Source organism: Streptomyces sp. NPDC050560 (assembly GCF_044457285.1).
Classification (GTDB): Bacteria; Actinomycetota; Actinomycetes; order Streptomycetales; family Streptomycetaceae; genus Streptomyces.
The window spans coordinates 339282-353109 of record NZ_JBITGT010000002.1; the positions used below are offsets into that span (position 1 = coordinate 339282).

A 13828-nucleotide genomic window follows, 5' to 3' on the forward strand; every position below is an offset into this window, starting at 1 on the left:
CCGGTCGGGCCCGAGGCGGTCCTGGCCGCCGGGCGCTGGCCGCCGGGCCGCGCGGACATGGCCGTCCGCGCGGCGCGGCGGGTCGGGGCAGCGGTGGTCAGGAGGAGGTGACCAGCGTCAGCCCGTAGGTGTTGAGGATCTCGTTGACGGGCTGGAACCAGGTGCGGCCGCCGCTGGTGCAGTTGCCCGTGGTGCCCGAGGTGACGCCCTGCGCCTGGTCGCCCGCGATGAACGAGCCGCCGGAGTCGCCCGGTTCCGCGCAGACACTGGTGCCGGTGAGCTGGGACACCGAGCCCTCGGCGTAGTTGACGGTGTCGTTCAGGGACTGCACGGTGCCGCAGTGCCAGTGGGTGGTGGACCCGGAGCGGCAGATCGAGGTGCCGACGGGCGCCACCGCGTGGCCGCGCACCAGCACGTCGGAGACGGTGCCCCAGCCGAGGACCACGGGCTCGGTCCACCAGCCGTTGCCGATGGTGATGTACGAGTAGTCGTTGCCGGGGAACGAGGAGCCCGCGAACGAGCCCATGGCGGAGCCGTCCCAGCCGGTGACGCTGGCGCCGGGGGAGCCGCAGTGCCCGGCGCTGACGAAGCCGCCGACCACCGAGAAGCCGATGGAGCAGCGGACGTTGCCGTTGATGTAGTACGGGTCGCCGCCCACGGTGCCCGCGGCGACGGTGCTCGGCGCGGGGTCGTCGGTGGTGTGCAGGTCGAGGAGGCCGGTGCGCTGTGCGGGGGCCAGGAAGCCGGTGACCGCCGCGCTCTTCTCGGCGCCCGCGGCGACATCGGCGACGAGGACGTTCTTGCGGGTGTCGATATGCCAGCCGTGTACCGCCGCGGGCACCTTGGCGGTCTTGGCCCGGCGGTCGAGCAGGGACTGGGCGCCGGCCAGCGCGTCCTGGGTGTGGGCCACGCGCACGGTGTCCGCGCCGGCGTCGTGGACCGCGCCCGCGGCGGAGTCCTCGGTGACGGCGACGACGAGCCTGCCGCTCTTCGCGTCGAACCAGGAGCCGCCGTAAGCGTCGCCCGCGGCCTTCTGCGCGGCGGGGGCGACGGCGGTGGCGTCGGCCTCCGCGTGCAGCCGGGCGGTGGCCTGGGCGGGGGTGAGCCCGAGGTCGTGGCGCAGGGCCTCGACCAGTCCTGGCGAGAGGCGGTCCTGTGCGGCGGGGGCGTCGGGGGCGTCGGCCGACGAGGCGGGCGCGAGGCCCATCAGGCCCGCCGCCGCGGCGAGTAGGAGGGAGGTTCCCCAGGCTATGCGGGATCTGCCGGACGGGGTCTTGGTACGCATGGTCACGCTCCTTCGCTGCCCGCGGACGGGCCGACGGAGCCGGACCGGGGAGCGCGGCGCGCCGTGCCACGTGGTGGCACCCGACACCACGGCACCGTGCCGGGCGGCGCCGTCCCGGCCGCATGGGGGTGGGGGGTCGGTACGGGACGTGCCCTCAGAGGGTCCCGGTCCCACCATGCACACGTCAACATCACATATCGGTCGCAAGAGGGGTGGGATCTGGCGGGCGGGGGGTGGGGGAGGGGTGCGTTCCGGGACGCGCCGGACATGGTGCTGACGACGGCCGCGCGCGCGGAGCACGCGGAGGAGAACCTGACCACCGCGTCCCGCCTCTTCCTCGCCCTGATGAAGCGGGACGACGGCGCCCGGTCCCTGCTGTTCGCGCTCCCCGAGGTGTTCCCGTGGGTACGGCACCTCGACGACGAGGAGGTCAGGGGGTTCACGGTCGAACTCCTCGAAGCGCTCTCCGACGCCGCGGAGTTGGGCGCGGGCGAGGCCGTGCACCGCGTGGTCGTCTCCTGGCGCGCCACGGCCCGCGTGAACGCCGATCCGGAACAACTCGCCGACGCCCACCGCCCCCTCGACGGCGAGCCCCTCGGCCAGGTCGAGATGCCGTCGTGAGCCCGAAGAAGGGGGACCGGGTCAGCGTCCCGCCGCTGACCGGCTGGAACGTCGTCTTCACACGACGGAGGCGGTGTCGGGCCGGGAGGAGCTGTGCCGCGCGGTGTCACCGAACGCCCACCGCTGTCTCGACGCACTGCGCACGGACCCCTGCTGGCCGGTCCGCTACCTGGTCAGCCCCGAGACGCTCACGGTGATCCTGGTCCACGCCTCCCCGCGGCACCCGGAGGACACCGAGTAGGCCGGGCGCCCCCTCACGCCCCCACCCGCCCCAGCCGGGACACCGCCTCGCGCAGTACGTCCTCGCGTTTGCAGAATGTGAAGCGTACCTGGCTGCGGCCTGCCTCCTCGTGGTCGTAGAAGACCGAGTTGGGGACCGCGACCACGCCGCAGCGTTCCGGGAGGGCGCGGCAGAAGTCGGCCGCGTGCTGGGGGGTCAGGGGGGTGATGTCGGTGGTGATGAAGTACGTGCCGGTGGGGCGGTGGACCTCGAAGCCCGCGTCGGTCAGGCCCTCGGCGAGCAGGTCGCGGCGGGCCTGGAGGCCGGTGCGCAGCGCCGTGAAGTACGCGTCGGGCAGCCGCAGCGCCTCGGCGGCCGCGTACTGGAAGGGGCCCGAGCTGACGTAGGTCAGGAACTGCTTCGCCGAGCGGACGGCGGTGACCAGCGCGGGCGACGAGGTGACCCAGCCGACCTTCCACCCCGTGAACGAGAACGTCTTGCCGGCCGAGCCGATGCTGACCGTGCGCTCGCGCATGCCGGGGAAGGTGGCGAGCGGGATGTGCTCCGCGTCGTCGTAGACCAGGTGCTCGTAGACCTCGTCCGTGACGACCAGCAGATCGCGTTCGACGGCGAGCCGGGCGATCTCGGTCAGTTCCTCGCGGGTGAGGACCGTACCGGTCGGATTGTGCGGGGTGTTGATCAGCAGCAGACGGGTGCGGGGGGTGAGCGCGCGGCGCAGCTCGTCGAGGTCGAGGCGGAACGTGCGCCGCCCCGGCTCGCCCTCGGGCCGCAGCGTCACCGGCACCCTGCTGCCGCCCGCCATCGCGATGCTCGCCGCGTACGAGTCGTAGTACGGCTCCAGGGCGACGACCTCGTCCCCCGGCTCCACCAGCGCGAGCAGCGCCGCCGCGATCGCCTCCGTGGCGCCCGCGGTGACCAGCACCTCGGTGTGGGGGTCGTACGACAGCCCGTACCAGTGCCGCTGGTGGTCCGCGACCGCGCGGCGCAGCTCCGGGATGCCGGGGCCCGGTGGGTACTGGTTGCCACGGCCCTCGCGCAGCGCGCGCACCGCCGCCTCCCTGATCTCCTCGGGGCCGTCGGTGTCGGGGAAGCCCTGGCCGAGGTTGATGGCGCCGGTGCGCACCGCGAGCGCGGACATCTCCGCGAAGATCGTGGTGCCGAACTCGGCCAGCCTGCGGTTGAGCAGCGGGCGGCCACCCGCGACGGCGGTGTCTCCGGAAGGGGTCATGCTCCTCATCCTGTGCCCAACCTCTGGACTTCCTCAACTCTGCTTTGGCCCCGCGGCGGCCGGGGCATGCCCCTGACACACGGGGAGTCCGGCGCCGGAGTGAGCGAGTCCTGCGGCGCCGGACAGGGACCCGGGAAGCGTTCGCGGAGCCCGCCGGGGGGCGGGGCCGCGGATGGCCGGCCCCGAGCGTCGGGCCGGTGACGGGGGAAGCACCGGCGGCCGCGGCCGCCGGACGGGGGAAGGAAAGGAGGTGGGGGCATGGCCTGGTTCGTCATCATTCTGGCCATCGTGCTCGCGGTCCTCGTCGTGGCGGTGATCGTCGCCGTCAGGGAGTCGAGGAAGAGCCGGGAGCCTGTCACCACACGTCCGTACACGATGTCGGCGAGCCGCCGCCCGTACCGGAGCGCGGCGGGCCGGTCCGGGTCCGGCGGGAGCTGGTGGGCCGGGGGCGGCGCCGTGTACGGAGGCTCGGAAGGCGGTTCGCACCACGGGGGCTCGCACCATCACGGGGGCTCCGACCACGGGGGTTCACACGGCGGCCACGCGTGCGGCGGGGGCCACTCGTCGTGCGGTGGCGGCAGCTCCTCCTGCGGGGGTGGTGGGAGCTGCGGCGGAGGCGGCTGACACGGGGCAGCCGACCCCGCCGGGGCCGTGTCATCCGGAGCACCGCGCACGCGCGGTCGCCGGACGGCATGGCCCGGGGCCCGGGGGCAGGGGGGAGCCTGCCGGGTCCATCGCTCGCGAAAGGCGCCCGCCGGGGCGAAACCCCGGCGGGCGCTTCGCTGTTGAGCGGGGTGCGCCGGGCGCCCCGGGGTTCCCGAGCCGTGGTTGAACGTTTGAACTGCTTGGCCCTCGGGGGGATGGAAACCTGGGTAAGTTGGGTAAAACCGCTGTGGCGACACCTCCGTTCATGATTCCCTTTTATCCGTCAATGCGGCCCTCGGGCATTGGTGGGCCGCGAGCCGGTCACCGGACGCCCGCCGCCAGGGGGGTATCTGATGGTTCCGGGTGGATCAGCGGGCGGCGCCCGCCCGCCCGGAGGCATCGGGCATCCGCCAGGCGGGAGTTCCGCTCCCGGCAGGACCCGGGACGGCTGGGCTCAGCTGCGTGGAGTCCCGCCGCGGGGCCGGTTTCACCTTCATCGCGTGCTAGCGGAGCCGACCCATGCTCACGACCCTGAACACCTCGTACACCGACACGCGTGCAACGGACCTCGCGTGGGCCCTGGGGCGCGAGCCACTGCCCGCGCTCGCCACACTCGACCTCGAACTCTCGGGCGCCAAGATGCAGTTGAGACTGCTGGGCGCCTCCCACCAGGTACTGCTCGAAGAGGCGCGCGGCGTCTGCTCCGAGACCGTCGCCTGCATCCCGGGCAGCAGCACCTCGCTGCCGCTCGGCGTCGCCAAGCGGTTGGGCGAGTGGGAGTACGAGTTCGCCGCCTGTGTCGAGACGTTGTCCCCCGGCCAGTTCGCCGGACGCGCGCAGGAACTGATCGCCCTGGTCACCGACCATCCCAACGGCCTGGCGGGGGTCTTCCCCGGCAGCCCGCACGCCTTCACCGCCATGCTGGCCCAGCGGGTGGACGAGCACGTCCACTGGCGGACCTGGCACGCCTACCCCCAGGAAGGACAGCTCGTCGCCACCCGCACCAGGGTCGGAGGCAGGCCCCGGTAACGACGCCGGGTCCGACCCGTTCCCCGCGCGGGCGCCGCTCGCCCGGCGGCGGCCGCAACCGCCCCGCCGGGGCGCGGACTTCACCCCCGCGCCCCGGCGGCAGCACCCACGCCCACATCCCACACGCCCCACGCACCCCACATGTCCCCAGCACCCCTGACTCCTCTGCAACCCCTGACTCCCCTGTAACCCCTGACTCCCCTGTAACCCCTGATCCCCCTGCCGTCTCCCGAGCCCGCGCCCGCCGGGCGCCCACGGGCGCCCGGACGGGACGCGCGCCCGCCACCGCTGCCGTGCGCCCGGCGCGCCGGAGCCCGCCGGGCCGCCGTGTGCTTCCGCGGAGCCCGCGGGCGCCCCGGCCGCCCGTTGCCACCCGTTGCCGCCGGGCCCGCCCGGTCCCCCCGGGGCCGCCGTCGGGCGCGCGGGTGAACGCTCGCTCGGACGTCCGGAGGGGTTCCCGGGGGTGATCGGGCCGCCCCGATGCCGTCTCCCCCGAAAAGGTGAACTCGTGGCTTGACGAGATCACGTCGTCACGTACCGTTCGCTGGGTGATCGAGCAACGCACCGCTTCGCCCTACGTCGTGAGGTCCGGATGCGGCGCCGCGCGGCTGCCCGTACACCCGGGGACGGCCCGCGTTCTGGTGCTCGCCGCCGTGTTCGTCTGCGCCGCCTGCGGACTCGTGTACGAACTGCAACTCGTCGCGCTCGCCTCGTACTTGATGGGCGACACGGTCACCCAGACCTCCGTCGTGCTGTCCGTCATGGTGTTCGCCATGGGCGCGGGCTCGCTCGCCGCCAAGCGGCTGCGCTGGCGGGCCGCGGGCGGGTTCGCCGCCGTGGAGAGCGCGCTCGGACTCGTCGGCGGGCTCAGCGCCATGGCCCTCTACGCCGCCTTCGCCTGGACCGGCTGGGCGGGCGACAGGGGCTCCGTCTGGCTCCTCGTGTTCTTCTCGCTCGTCATCGGCATACTCATCGGCGCCGAGGTGCCGCTGCTGATGGTGCTCATCCAGCGGGTGCGGCGGCAGGACGCGGGCGGCGCCGTCGCCGACCTGTTCGCCGCCGACTACGTCGGCGCCCTCATCGGCGGGCTCGCCTTCCCCTTCCTGCTGCTGCCGCGCCTCGGCCAGTTCACCGGCTCCCTGCTCACCGGCGCCGTGAACGCGCTGGCCGGCGGGATACTCGTGCTCGGCCTCTTCCGCTGGGACCTGGGCCGCCGCTCCCGCTGGCTGCTCATCACCAGCAACGTCGCGGTCCTCGGCGTCCTCGCCGCCACCGCCTGCCACGTCGACGACTTCGAACGGGCCGCGCGCCGCGCCCTGTACGGCGGCGACATACGCGTGGCCGTCACCACCGAGGGCCGGGAGGCCATCCTCACCGGCGGCGCGGGCACGCCCCCCGACCTCTACCTCGACGGGCGGCTCTCGCTGCGCGGCAGCGAGGAACCCGCCCTGCACCGCGCCCTCGTCGCCCCCGCGCTGCGCGGCCCCGACACCCGCGTCCTCGTGCTCGGCGGCAGCGACGGGCTCGCCGCGGCCGAGGCGCTGCGCGACCCCTCGGTGCGCCGGGTCGACGTGCTGACGTCGGAGGCGGACGTCGTGCGGCTCGCCCGTACCGACGCGGCGCTCAGCGCCCTCAACGGGCATGTGTACGACGACCCACGCGTCCGGGTGAGCGTCGGCGACGCCTTCCAGCGGCTGCGCCGCGACCGGCGCGACGGCGCCGGCACCCCCTACGACGTCGTCGTGTCCGATCTGCCCGCCCCCTCGCTCACCGGCAGTACGAAGTACTACTCGCGCGAGTTCTACGGCCTGGTGGCGAGGGTGCTCGCGCCCGGCGGGCGGTTCGTGGTGCGCGTCGAGGACGGCGGCGCGGGCGGCCGGGCGTTCTGGACCGCCGAGTCGACCCTGCGCGCCGCGGGGCTGCGCACCGTCCCCTACCGCGTGGGCTCCAGGGACGGGCTGCTCGCGGGCGTCAGCACGCCGCGGCTGCCCCCGCAGGCGCACACCGTGGCACGGCCCTCCGGGCCGCCCCCGGCGCCCTCCACCCTGGTCCACCCGCGCTACGGCGGGTGACCGCGCGGCGCCGGTGCGTACAAACCCCTGAGCGGCGCGGGTGCGTCCAGGGCGGGCGTGGGTAGGCTCGTTCACCATGGAGTACGAGGTGTTCGTTCCGGCGACGCAGGCGGCCGTGCGGCAGGCGCTCGCCGATCCCGCGCTGGTCGCCCGGGCGGTTCCCGGGCTCCAGCGCGATGCGGGCGAGGCCGGGCCCGGGCTCGCGGGGCGGCTCAAGGTGCGGGTCGGCGGTGGTTCGATCACCTACCGGGGCACGCTGAGCGTGGTGCCGGGCGACGGCGGCGCGTATACCGTCGCGGCCGAGGGCGTGGAGGCCCGCGGCGAGGGGCGCGTCACCGCCGCGCTCACGCTGCGGCTCGCCCCGGCCGAGGGCGGCACGCTGCTGACGTTCACCGGCACCGCCACCGGCGACGGCCGCCTCGCGGACCTCGACCCCTCGGTGGCCGCCACCGCCGGGCGCCGGGTGCTGCGGAAGTTCGGCGAGGAGCTGGCGGCGGTGGCACCGGCCGACCCCGCGGCACCGGGGGAGCCGCGGACACCGGAGGCGCCGGAGGCGCCCGGCGCCGGGGACTTGGCGGACCCGGGGGACTCCGTCCCCGAGGACGGCGCGTTCGACGACGACGCGCCCTTCGGCGGCGAGGACGAGCCCATGACACCCGCCGCCGTGTCCGAGGACGGCAGCGCGCTCGGATACGGCGGCGAGCCGCCCGCCGAGGCCGCGCACGCCCGCCGGACCATGATCGGGCGCAGCGCCGAGGAGGTCGACCACGCGCCGCCGCGCGGCCGTTACGCGCCCCAGCCCGCCGCGGGCGGTCTCACCGCCTCCGCCGCGCTGCGCTGGGCGGCGCCCGCCGCGGTGGTCGCCTTCGCCTCCGCCGTGGTGATCAGCCGGGCGCTGCGCAGGCGCCGCTGACCCGCGCCGCCCGCGACGCACCGGGCGGCCGCCGCCGGGACCACGGGGCGCGCCCCGTAGGGTGCTGCACCGTGCGAAGCGATGAGATCACGCTGACCGCGGGCGACGCGGAGGTGACGGTGGCCCCGGCGGGCGGCTGCCGGGTGAGCGGCCTCAGGCTCGGCGGCACCGAGCTGCTGCGGCAGGGGTCCAGGTTCGGCTGCTTCCCGATGGTCCCCTGGTGCGGCCGTATCGGGGACGGGCGGTTCAGGAACGGCGCCGAGACCCATCAGATGCCGCTGAACTCGCCGCCGCACGCCATCCACGGCACCGGCAGGGACCGCCCCTGGAACACCGCGAGGACCGCCGACGACGAGGCCGTGTTCACGTTCGACCTCGGCGACCCCTGGCCGTACAGCGGCCGGGTCACCCAGATCGTCAGGCTCGAACCCGGCTCGCTGACGCTGAGCATGGCCGTCGAGACCTACGAGTCGTCCTTCCCCGCGCAGCTCGGCTGGCACCCGTGGTTCCTGCGCCGCCTCGGACCCGCCGTCGCCACCGACGCCACCGACGGGGGCGGCCTCTCGGAGCCGGTCAGGCTCGACTTCCACCCGGCCTGGCAGGAGGAGAAGGGCGACGGCGCGGACGGCAAGCTGCCGACCGGGCGCCGCGTCGACCCGCGCCCCGGCCCCTGGGACGACTGCTTCGGCATGCCGGACGGCGTCGACGCCACCCTGACCTGGCCGGGGCGGTACGCGCTCACGGTGAGCAGCCGCGAGCAGTGGGTCGTCGTCTACGACGAGCAGGACGAGGCGGTGTGCGTAGAGCCCCAGACCGGCCCGCCCAACGGCCTCAACACCCTGCCGCGCCTCGTCACCCCCATCGACCCCCTGGAGACCGCGATGACGTGGACCTGGCGGCGCCTGTAGCCATGGGTACGACGGGGTTTTCACCGGTTCGGCCCGGCGGGAGTCCAGGATCGTAAGCTGAGCCCCATGACGGACCCACGTGGCGCGCTCGCGCGGCAGATCAAGGACAAGGCCGTGGTGCACGGCACGGTGACGCTCTCCTCGGGGATCGAGGCCGACTACTACGTCGATCTGCGCCGCGTCACCCTGGACGGCGCCGCCGCGCCGCTCGTCGGGCGCGTACTGCTCGACCTCACCGCCGACTTCGCGTACGACGCCGTGGGCGGGCTCACCATGGGCGCCGACCCGGTGGCGACCGCGATGCTGCACGCCGCCGCGGCCGAGGGCCGCACGCTCGACGCCTTCGTGGTCCGCAAGGCCGCCAAGGCGCACGGCATGCAGCGCCGCGTGGAGGGGCCCGACATCAGGGGCCGCCGGGTGCTGGTCGTCGAGGACACCTCCACCACGGGCGGCTCCCCGCTGGCCGCGGTCGAGGCGGTACGGGAGGCCGGGGCCGAGGTGGTCGCGGTGGCCACCATCGTGGACCGCGCCACCGGCGCGGCCGAGCGCATCGCCGAGGCCGGGGTGCCGTACCTCTACGCGTACGGCAAGGCGGACCTGGACCTGGACTGAGGCCGTGGTCCCGGGCGTGGCGGGGCGCCGAGTCTGGAAGGATGGGGCGCCGACGACGCCGACGACGCTGTCGCACCGCAGTCGGGAACGCCCGTCGCATCGGACGCGGCGGGCCCGGGTCAGGGCCGGTAGACAAGAGTTCCCCGCACATCACCCCGCACATCACAAGGAGCGGACAGATGCCCATCGCGACCCCCGAGGTCTACAACGAGATGCTCGACCGGGCGAAGGCAGGCAAGTTCGCCTACCCGGCCATCAACGTCACCTCCTCCCAGACCCTGCACGCGGCCCTGCGCGGCTTCGCCGAGGCGGAGAGCGACGGCATCATCCAGATCTCCACGGGCGGCGCGGAGTTCCTGGGCGGCCAGCACAGCAAGGACATGGTGACCGGCGCCGTCGCGCTCGCCGAGTTCGCGCACATCGTCGCGGAGAAGTACGGCATCACGGTCGCGCTGCACACCGACCACTGCCCGAAGGACAAGCTGGACGGCTACGTCAGGCCGCTGCTCGACATCTCCGCGCAGCGGGTGCAGGCCGGGCGCAACCCGCTGTTCCAGTCGCACATGTGGGACGGCTCGGCCGAGACCCTGGCGGACAACCTCTCCATCGCGCAGGAGCTGCTGGCCCAGGCGTCCGCCGCGAAGATCGTCCTTGAGGTGGAGATCACCCCCACGGGCGGCGAGGAGGACGGCGTCAGCCACGAGATCAACGACAACCTCTACACCACGGTCGACGACGCGATCCGCACCGCGGAGGCGCTCGGCCTCGGCGAGAAGGGCCGCTACCTGCTGGCCGCGTCCTTCGGCAACGTGCACGGCGTGTACAAGCCGGGCAACGTGGTGCTGCGGCCCGAGCTGCTGAAGGAGCTGAGCGAGGGTGTCGCCGCGAAGTTCGGCAAGGCGTCGCCGTTCGACTTCGTCTTCCACGGCGGCTCCGGCTCCAGCGCGGAGGAGATCGCGACCGCGCTGGGCAACGGCGTCGTGAAGATGAACATCGACACGGACACCCAGTACGCGTTCACCCGCCCCGTCGCCGGGCACATGTTCGCGAACTACGACGGGGTGCTCAAGGTCGACGGCGAGGTCGGCTCCAAGAAGACCTACGACCCGCGGACCTGGGGCAAGCTCGCCGAGGCCGGCATGGCGGCCCGCGTCGTCGAGGCGTGCGGCAACCTGCGCTCCACGGGCACCCGGCTGAAGTAGCCGCACGGCGCGGCCGTACGGGCGGCGCAGCCGCGGGGCGGGCGTGGGCGGGCGTGCGCCCGAGGACACCCGCGACACCCGCCGACGCGGGACCGGGGCCCGGTGGAGCTGCCTCCACCGGGCCCCGGCGGCGCTCCCGTACCGGCCGCGCGCCGCACCCGCAGGTCCCGCCGTCCCCGTGCGACCTGGGACACTCGGACGTATGGCCATTCACGAGAACCTGCTGGGGGGACCGCCCCCCACCCATCTGCCCGACGACCCGGAGCCGCGCGAGCTGCTGGCGAGCGGGACCGCGCCCGCGGACGTCGCCGCGCGCTACCCGACCTCGTCGCTCGCCTGGGCGCAGCTCGCGGACGCGGCGTTCGAGGGGGGCCGGGTCGTGGAGTCGTACGCCTACGCGCGCACCGGCTACCACCGCGGCCTCGACGTCCTCAGGCGCAGCGGCTGGAAGGGCCACGGGCCCGTGCCGTGGGAGCACGAGCCGAACCGCGGCTTCCTGCGCGCCCTGCACGCCCTCGCGCGCGCCGCGGGCGCCATCGGCGAGACGGAGGAGTACGAGCGCTGCAGCCAGTTCCTCAAGGACTCGTCGCCCACCGCGGCGACGACTCTCGGCTGATCCCGGCACCACCCCTGGCCTGCCTGTTCACCACGGTGACAGGCAGGTCTTGCTGTCTGCGGGGCGGCACCGGAAGATGCCAGTGGGGACCGGGGCCCCCGTGTCGCTACGGCAGGGGCGGACCGCTACCCGGAGCAGTACCGAGGAGTGGCGATGGCCCACCAGGTGTCGCAGCAGTCGTCCGCAGGACCGTCCCAGGAGGCCCACAAGGCCCGGTCCGCCGCCACCAGGCCGCCCGCCCCGGGGGGCGCGCACCCGGCCGGGGGCGAGGGACAGGCGGGCGGCGGGGGCTTTGCCCCTTACCTCGACTTCGAGGGCAGGACCCCGTACGAGGACTACGTCCAGGCGGACGTCCTCACCCATCTCCAGCGCCCGCTGTCCGACGACCCGGGCGAGATGGCGTTCCTGGTCACCACGCAGGTGATGGAGCTGTGGTTCACGGTGATCGTCCACGAGTGGGAGACCGCCCGCGGCGCGCTGCGCGACGACGACGTCCCTGCCGCGCTCGCCGCGCTCGGGCGCAGCTCCCGGGAGCTTGAGGCACTGAACGCGTCCTGGACGCCGCTGGCCAGGCTCACCCCCGCCCAGTTCAACGCGTACCGCTCCGCGCTCGGCGACGGCTCCGGGTTCCAGTCGGCGATGTACCGGCGCCTTGAGTTCCTGCTCGGCGAGAAGTCCGCGTCGATGCTGACCCCGCACCGGGCCGCGCCCCGGGTGCACGCGGAGCTGGAGCGCGCGCTCGCCGAGCCCAGCCTGTACGACGAGGTGCTGCGGCTGCTCGCGCGCCGCGGCCACCGGGTGCCCGCCGAGGTGCTGGAGCGCGACCCCGCCCTCAGGTACGAGCCGTCCCCCGGGGTCGAGGAGGTGTGGGTGCGCATCTACGCCGCCGAGCGGGACACGGGCGGGGGCGCCGACGAGGGCGCGGGCGAGAGCCCCGGCGAGGGCGGCGCGCGTGACGCCGACCTCGTGCCGCTCGGCGAGGCGCTGACGGACGTCGCCGAGCTGGTGTGGCGCTGGCGCAATGACCACCTCTCCGCCACCCGCAGGGCGATGGGCGCCAAGGCGGGCACCGGCGGCTCCGCCGGGGTGGCGTGGCTGGAGAAGCGCGCCGCGAAGAACGTGTTCCCCGAGCTGTGGACGGCGCGCGGCCGTGTCTGACACCCGGCGTCCCGCCGCCTCTTCCGCCCTCGCCCCGACGGCCGCTTCGAGCCCTCCCCCGGCGTCCGCCGCCCCCGGCGCGCTCGCCGCGCGGGCCGCCGCGCTCGACGCGGCCGACCCGCTCGCGGCGGTGCGCGGGCGCTTCGACGTCGGGCCCGGTGTCTACCTCGACGGGAACTCGCTCGGCGCGCTGCCGCGTTCGGTGCCGGGCCGGATCGAGGAGGTGATCCGGCGGGAGTGGGGCGAGCTGCGGATCGCGTCCTGGCGGCAGAGCGGCTGGTGGACCGCGCCCGAGCGGATCGGCGACCGGATCGCGCCGCTGGTCGGCGCGGCCCCCGGGCAGATCACGGTCGGCGACTCCACCAGCGTCAACGTCTTCAAGGCGCTGGTCGCCGCGGTCCGCATGGCCCCGGACGCCGCGGGGGGCGCGCCCCGCGACGAGATCCTGGTGGACGGCGCCACCTTCCCCACCGACGGCTACGTCGCCGCCTCCGCGGCCCGGCTCACCGGGCACACCCCGCGCCGGGTCGCGCCCGCCGACGTGCCCGCCGCGCTCGGCCCCCGTACCGCCGCCGTGCTGCTGAACCACGTCGACTACCGCAGCGGGCGCCTGCACGACCTGCCGGGCCTGACCGCCGCCGCGCACGAGGCGGGCGCGCTCGTGGTGTGGGACCTCTGCCACAGCGCGGGCGCGCTGCCGGTGGACCTCGACGCGCACGGGGTCGACCTGGCCGTCGGCTGCACCTACAAGTTCCTGAACGGCGGCCCGGGTTCGCCCGCCTTCCTGTACGTACGCCGCGGCCTCCAGGACCGCTTCGACTCCCCGCTGCCCGGGTGGAACTCGCACGCCGACCCGTTCGCGATGCGCGACGGGTACGAGGCGGCGGGCGGCGCGGCCAGGGGCCGGGTCGGCACCCCGGAGATCCTGTCGCTGCTCGCCCTCGACGCGGCGCTCGGCGTGTGGGACGGGGTGTCCCTCGCGGAGGTACGCCGCAAGTCGCTCGCGCTCACCGACTTCTTCGCGGAGTGCGTGGCCGGGTATCTGCCGCCCGGCGCGGTGGAGGTGCTGACACCGCTCGCGCACGGGGAGCGCGGCAGCCAGCTCGCGCTGCGCTGCCCCGACGCGGGCGCGGTGATGCGGCGGCTCGACGAGGCAGGTGTGGTCGGCGACCACCGGCCGCCGGATGTGCTCCGCTTCGGGTTCGCGCCGCTCTACGTGAGCTTCGCCGACGCGGAGCGGGCGGCGGGCGCGCTGGCCGCCGTGCTGGCGGAAACGCCGAGGGTGCCCTGAACGGGCC

14 protein-coding genes are annotated in these 13828 nt (G+C 74.9%); 12 read left to right on the forward strand and 2 right to left on the reverse strand.

The features are described from left to right. Positions 1-97: 97 nt before the first annotated feature. The gene (locus ACIBIW_RS06220; RefSeq protein ID WP_399332483.1) at positions 98-1285 is read right to left on the reverse strand and encodes a S1 family peptidase; all 1188 of its coding nucleotides are present in this window, start codon (positions 1283-1285) and stop codon (positions 98-100) included. Between the two features lie 267 nt (positions 1286-1552). Between ACIBIW_RS06220 and ACIBIW_RS06225 the strand changes: the two genes are divergently transcribed. Both ACIBIW_RS06225 and ACIBIW_RS06230 read left to right on the forward strand, forming a co-directional pair. Continuing rightward, positions 1553-1906: a prevent-host-death family protein gene (locus ACIBIW_RS06225; RefSeq protein ID WP_399332484.1), complete on the forward strand. Its 354-nt coding sequence runs from the start codon at positions 1553-1555 to the stop codon at positions 1904-1906. 103 nt (positions 1907-2009) lie between these two features. Further along, the gene (locus ACIBIW_RS06230) at positions 2010-2147 is read left to right on the forward strand and encodes a hypothetical protein (RefSeq protein WP_399332486.1); all 138 of its coding nucleotides are present in this window, start codon (positions 2010-2012) and stop codon (positions 2145-2147) included. A gap of 13 nt (positions 2148-2160) precedes the next feature. On the opposite strand, the gene ACIBIW_RS06235 is transcribed toward ACIBIW_RS06230, so the two are convergent. Next, positions 2161-3375, reverse strand: coding sequence for a pyridoxal phosphate-dependent aminotransferase (locus ACIBIW_RS06235; RefSeq protein ID WP_399332488.1), 1215 nt, complete (start codon positions 3373-3375; stop codon positions 2161-2163). Positions 3376-3633: 258 nt separating this feature from the next. Here ACIBIW_RS06235 and ACIBIW_RS06240 point away from each other — a divergent pair, with 258 nt between their 5' ends. From ACIBIW_RS06240 to ACIBIW_RS06285, 10 genes are all read left to right on the forward strand, one after another. Next, entirely contained in the window at positions 3634-3999 is a 366-nt protein-coding gene (locus ACIBIW_RS06240) for a hypothetical protein (protein WP_399332490.1), read from the forward strand. A 540-nt stretch (positions 4000-4539) separates the two neighbouring features. Continuing rightward, positions 4540-5049, forward strand: a complete 510-nt coding sequence (locus ACIBIW_RS06245) for a DUF2617 family protein (RefSeq protein WP_399332491.1) — start codon at positions 4540-4542, stop codon at positions 5047-5049. A 548-nt stretch (positions 5050-5597) separates the two neighbouring features. Continuing rightward, on the forward strand, positions 5598-7121 hold the full coding sequence (locus ACIBIW_RS06250) for a polyamine aminopropyltransferase (protein ID WP_399332493.1): 1524 nt from the start codon (positions 5598-5600) through the stop codon (positions 7119-7121). 76 nt (positions 7122-7197) lie between these two features. Further along, positions 7198-8034 carry an SRPBCC family protein gene (locus ACIBIW_RS06255; RefSeq protein ID WP_399332495.1) on the forward strand — a complete coding sequence of 279 codons (837 nt, stop codon included), beginning with the start codon at positions 7198-7200 and terminating at the stop codon, positions 8032-8034. Positions 8035-8105: 71 nt separating this feature from the next. Beyond that, positions 8106-8942, forward strand: a complete 837-nt coding sequence (locus ACIBIW_RS06260) for an aldose 1-epimerase (RefSeq protein ID WP_399332497.1) — start codon at positions 8106-8108, stop codon at positions 8940-8942. Positions 8943-9008: 66 nt separating this feature from the next. Further along, positions 9009-9554 (forward strand): orotate phosphoribosyltransferase, encoded by a 546-nt coding sequence (gene pyrE, locus ACIBIW_RS06265; RefSeq protein WP_399332499.1) that lies wholly within the window; start codon positions 9009-9011, stop codon positions 9552-9554. 179 nt (positions 9555-9733) lie between these two features. Further along, positions 9734-10756: a class II fructose-bisphosphate aldolase gene (gene fbaA / locus ACIBIW_RS06270; RefSeq protein WP_399332501.1), complete on the forward strand. Its 1023-nt coding sequence runs from the start codon at positions 9734-9736 to the stop codon at positions 10754-10756. Between the two features lie 202 nt (positions 10757-10958). Further along, the gene (locus ACIBIW_RS06275; protein ID WP_399332503.1) at positions 10959-11372 is read left to right on the forward strand and encodes a DUF3151 domain-containing protein; all 414 of its coding nucleotides are present in this window, start codon (positions 10959-10961) and stop codon (positions 11370-11372) included. Between the two features lie 153 nt (positions 11373-11525). Then, positions 11526-12530 (forward strand): tryptophan 2,3-dioxygenase, encoded by a 1005-nt coding sequence (locus ACIBIW_RS06280; RefSeq protein ID WP_399332505.1) that lies wholly within the window; start codon positions 11526-11528, stop codon positions 12528-12530. A 130-nt stretch (positions 12531-12660) separates the two neighbouring features. After that, positions 12661-13821, forward strand: a complete 1161-nt coding sequence (locus tag ACIBIW_RS06285) for a kynureninase (RefSeq protein WP_399332929.1) — start codon at positions 12661-12663, stop codon at positions 13819-13821. Positions 13822-13828: the final 7 nt, after the last annotated feature.

Excerpts from the sequence above, each read along its gene's own strand:
- ACIBIW_RS06245 (WP_399332491.1), top strand. The coding sequence starts at position 4,540 with ATGCTCACGACCCTGAACACCTCGTACACCGACACGCGTGCAACGGAC.
- ACIBIW_RS06225 (WP_399332484.1), top strand. The coding sequence starts at position 1,553 with ATGGTGCTGACGACGGCCGCGCGCGCGGAGCACGCGGAGGAGAACCTG.
- ACIBIW_RS06240 (WP_399332490.1), top strand. The coding sequence starts at position 3,634 with ATGGCCTGGTTCGTCATCATTCTGGCCATCGTGCTCGCGGTCCTCGTC.
- ACIBIW_RS06220 (WP_399332483.1), bottom strand. The coding sequence starts at position 1,285 with ATGCGTACCAAGACCCCGTCCGGCAGATCCCGCATAGCCTGGGGAACC.
- pyrE (WP_399332499.1), top strand. The coding sequence starts at position 9,009 with ATGACGGACCCACGTGGCGCGCTCGCGCGGCAGATCAAGGACAAGGCC.
- fbaA (WP_399332501.1), top strand. The coding sequence starts at position 9,734 with ATGCCCATCGCGACCCCCGAGGTCTACAACGAGATGCTCGACCGGGCG.
- ACIBIW_RS06275 (WP_399332503.1), top strand. The coding sequence starts at position 10,959 with ATGGCCATTCACGAGAACCTGCTGGGGGGACCGCCCCCCACCCATCTG.
- ACIBIW_RS06280 (WP_399332505.1), top strand. The coding sequence starts at position 11,526 with ATGGCCCACCAGGTGTCGCAGCAGTCGTCCGCAGGACCGTCCCAGGAG.
- ACIBIW_RS06255 (WP_399332495.1), top strand. The coding sequence starts at position 7,198 with ATGGAGTACGAGGTGTTCGTTCCGGCGACGCAGGCGGCCGTGCGGCAG.
- ACIBIW_RS06235 (WP_399332488.1), bottom strand. The coding sequence starts at position 3,375 with ATGACCCCTTCCGGAGACACCGCCGTCGCGGGTGGCCGCCCGCTGCTC.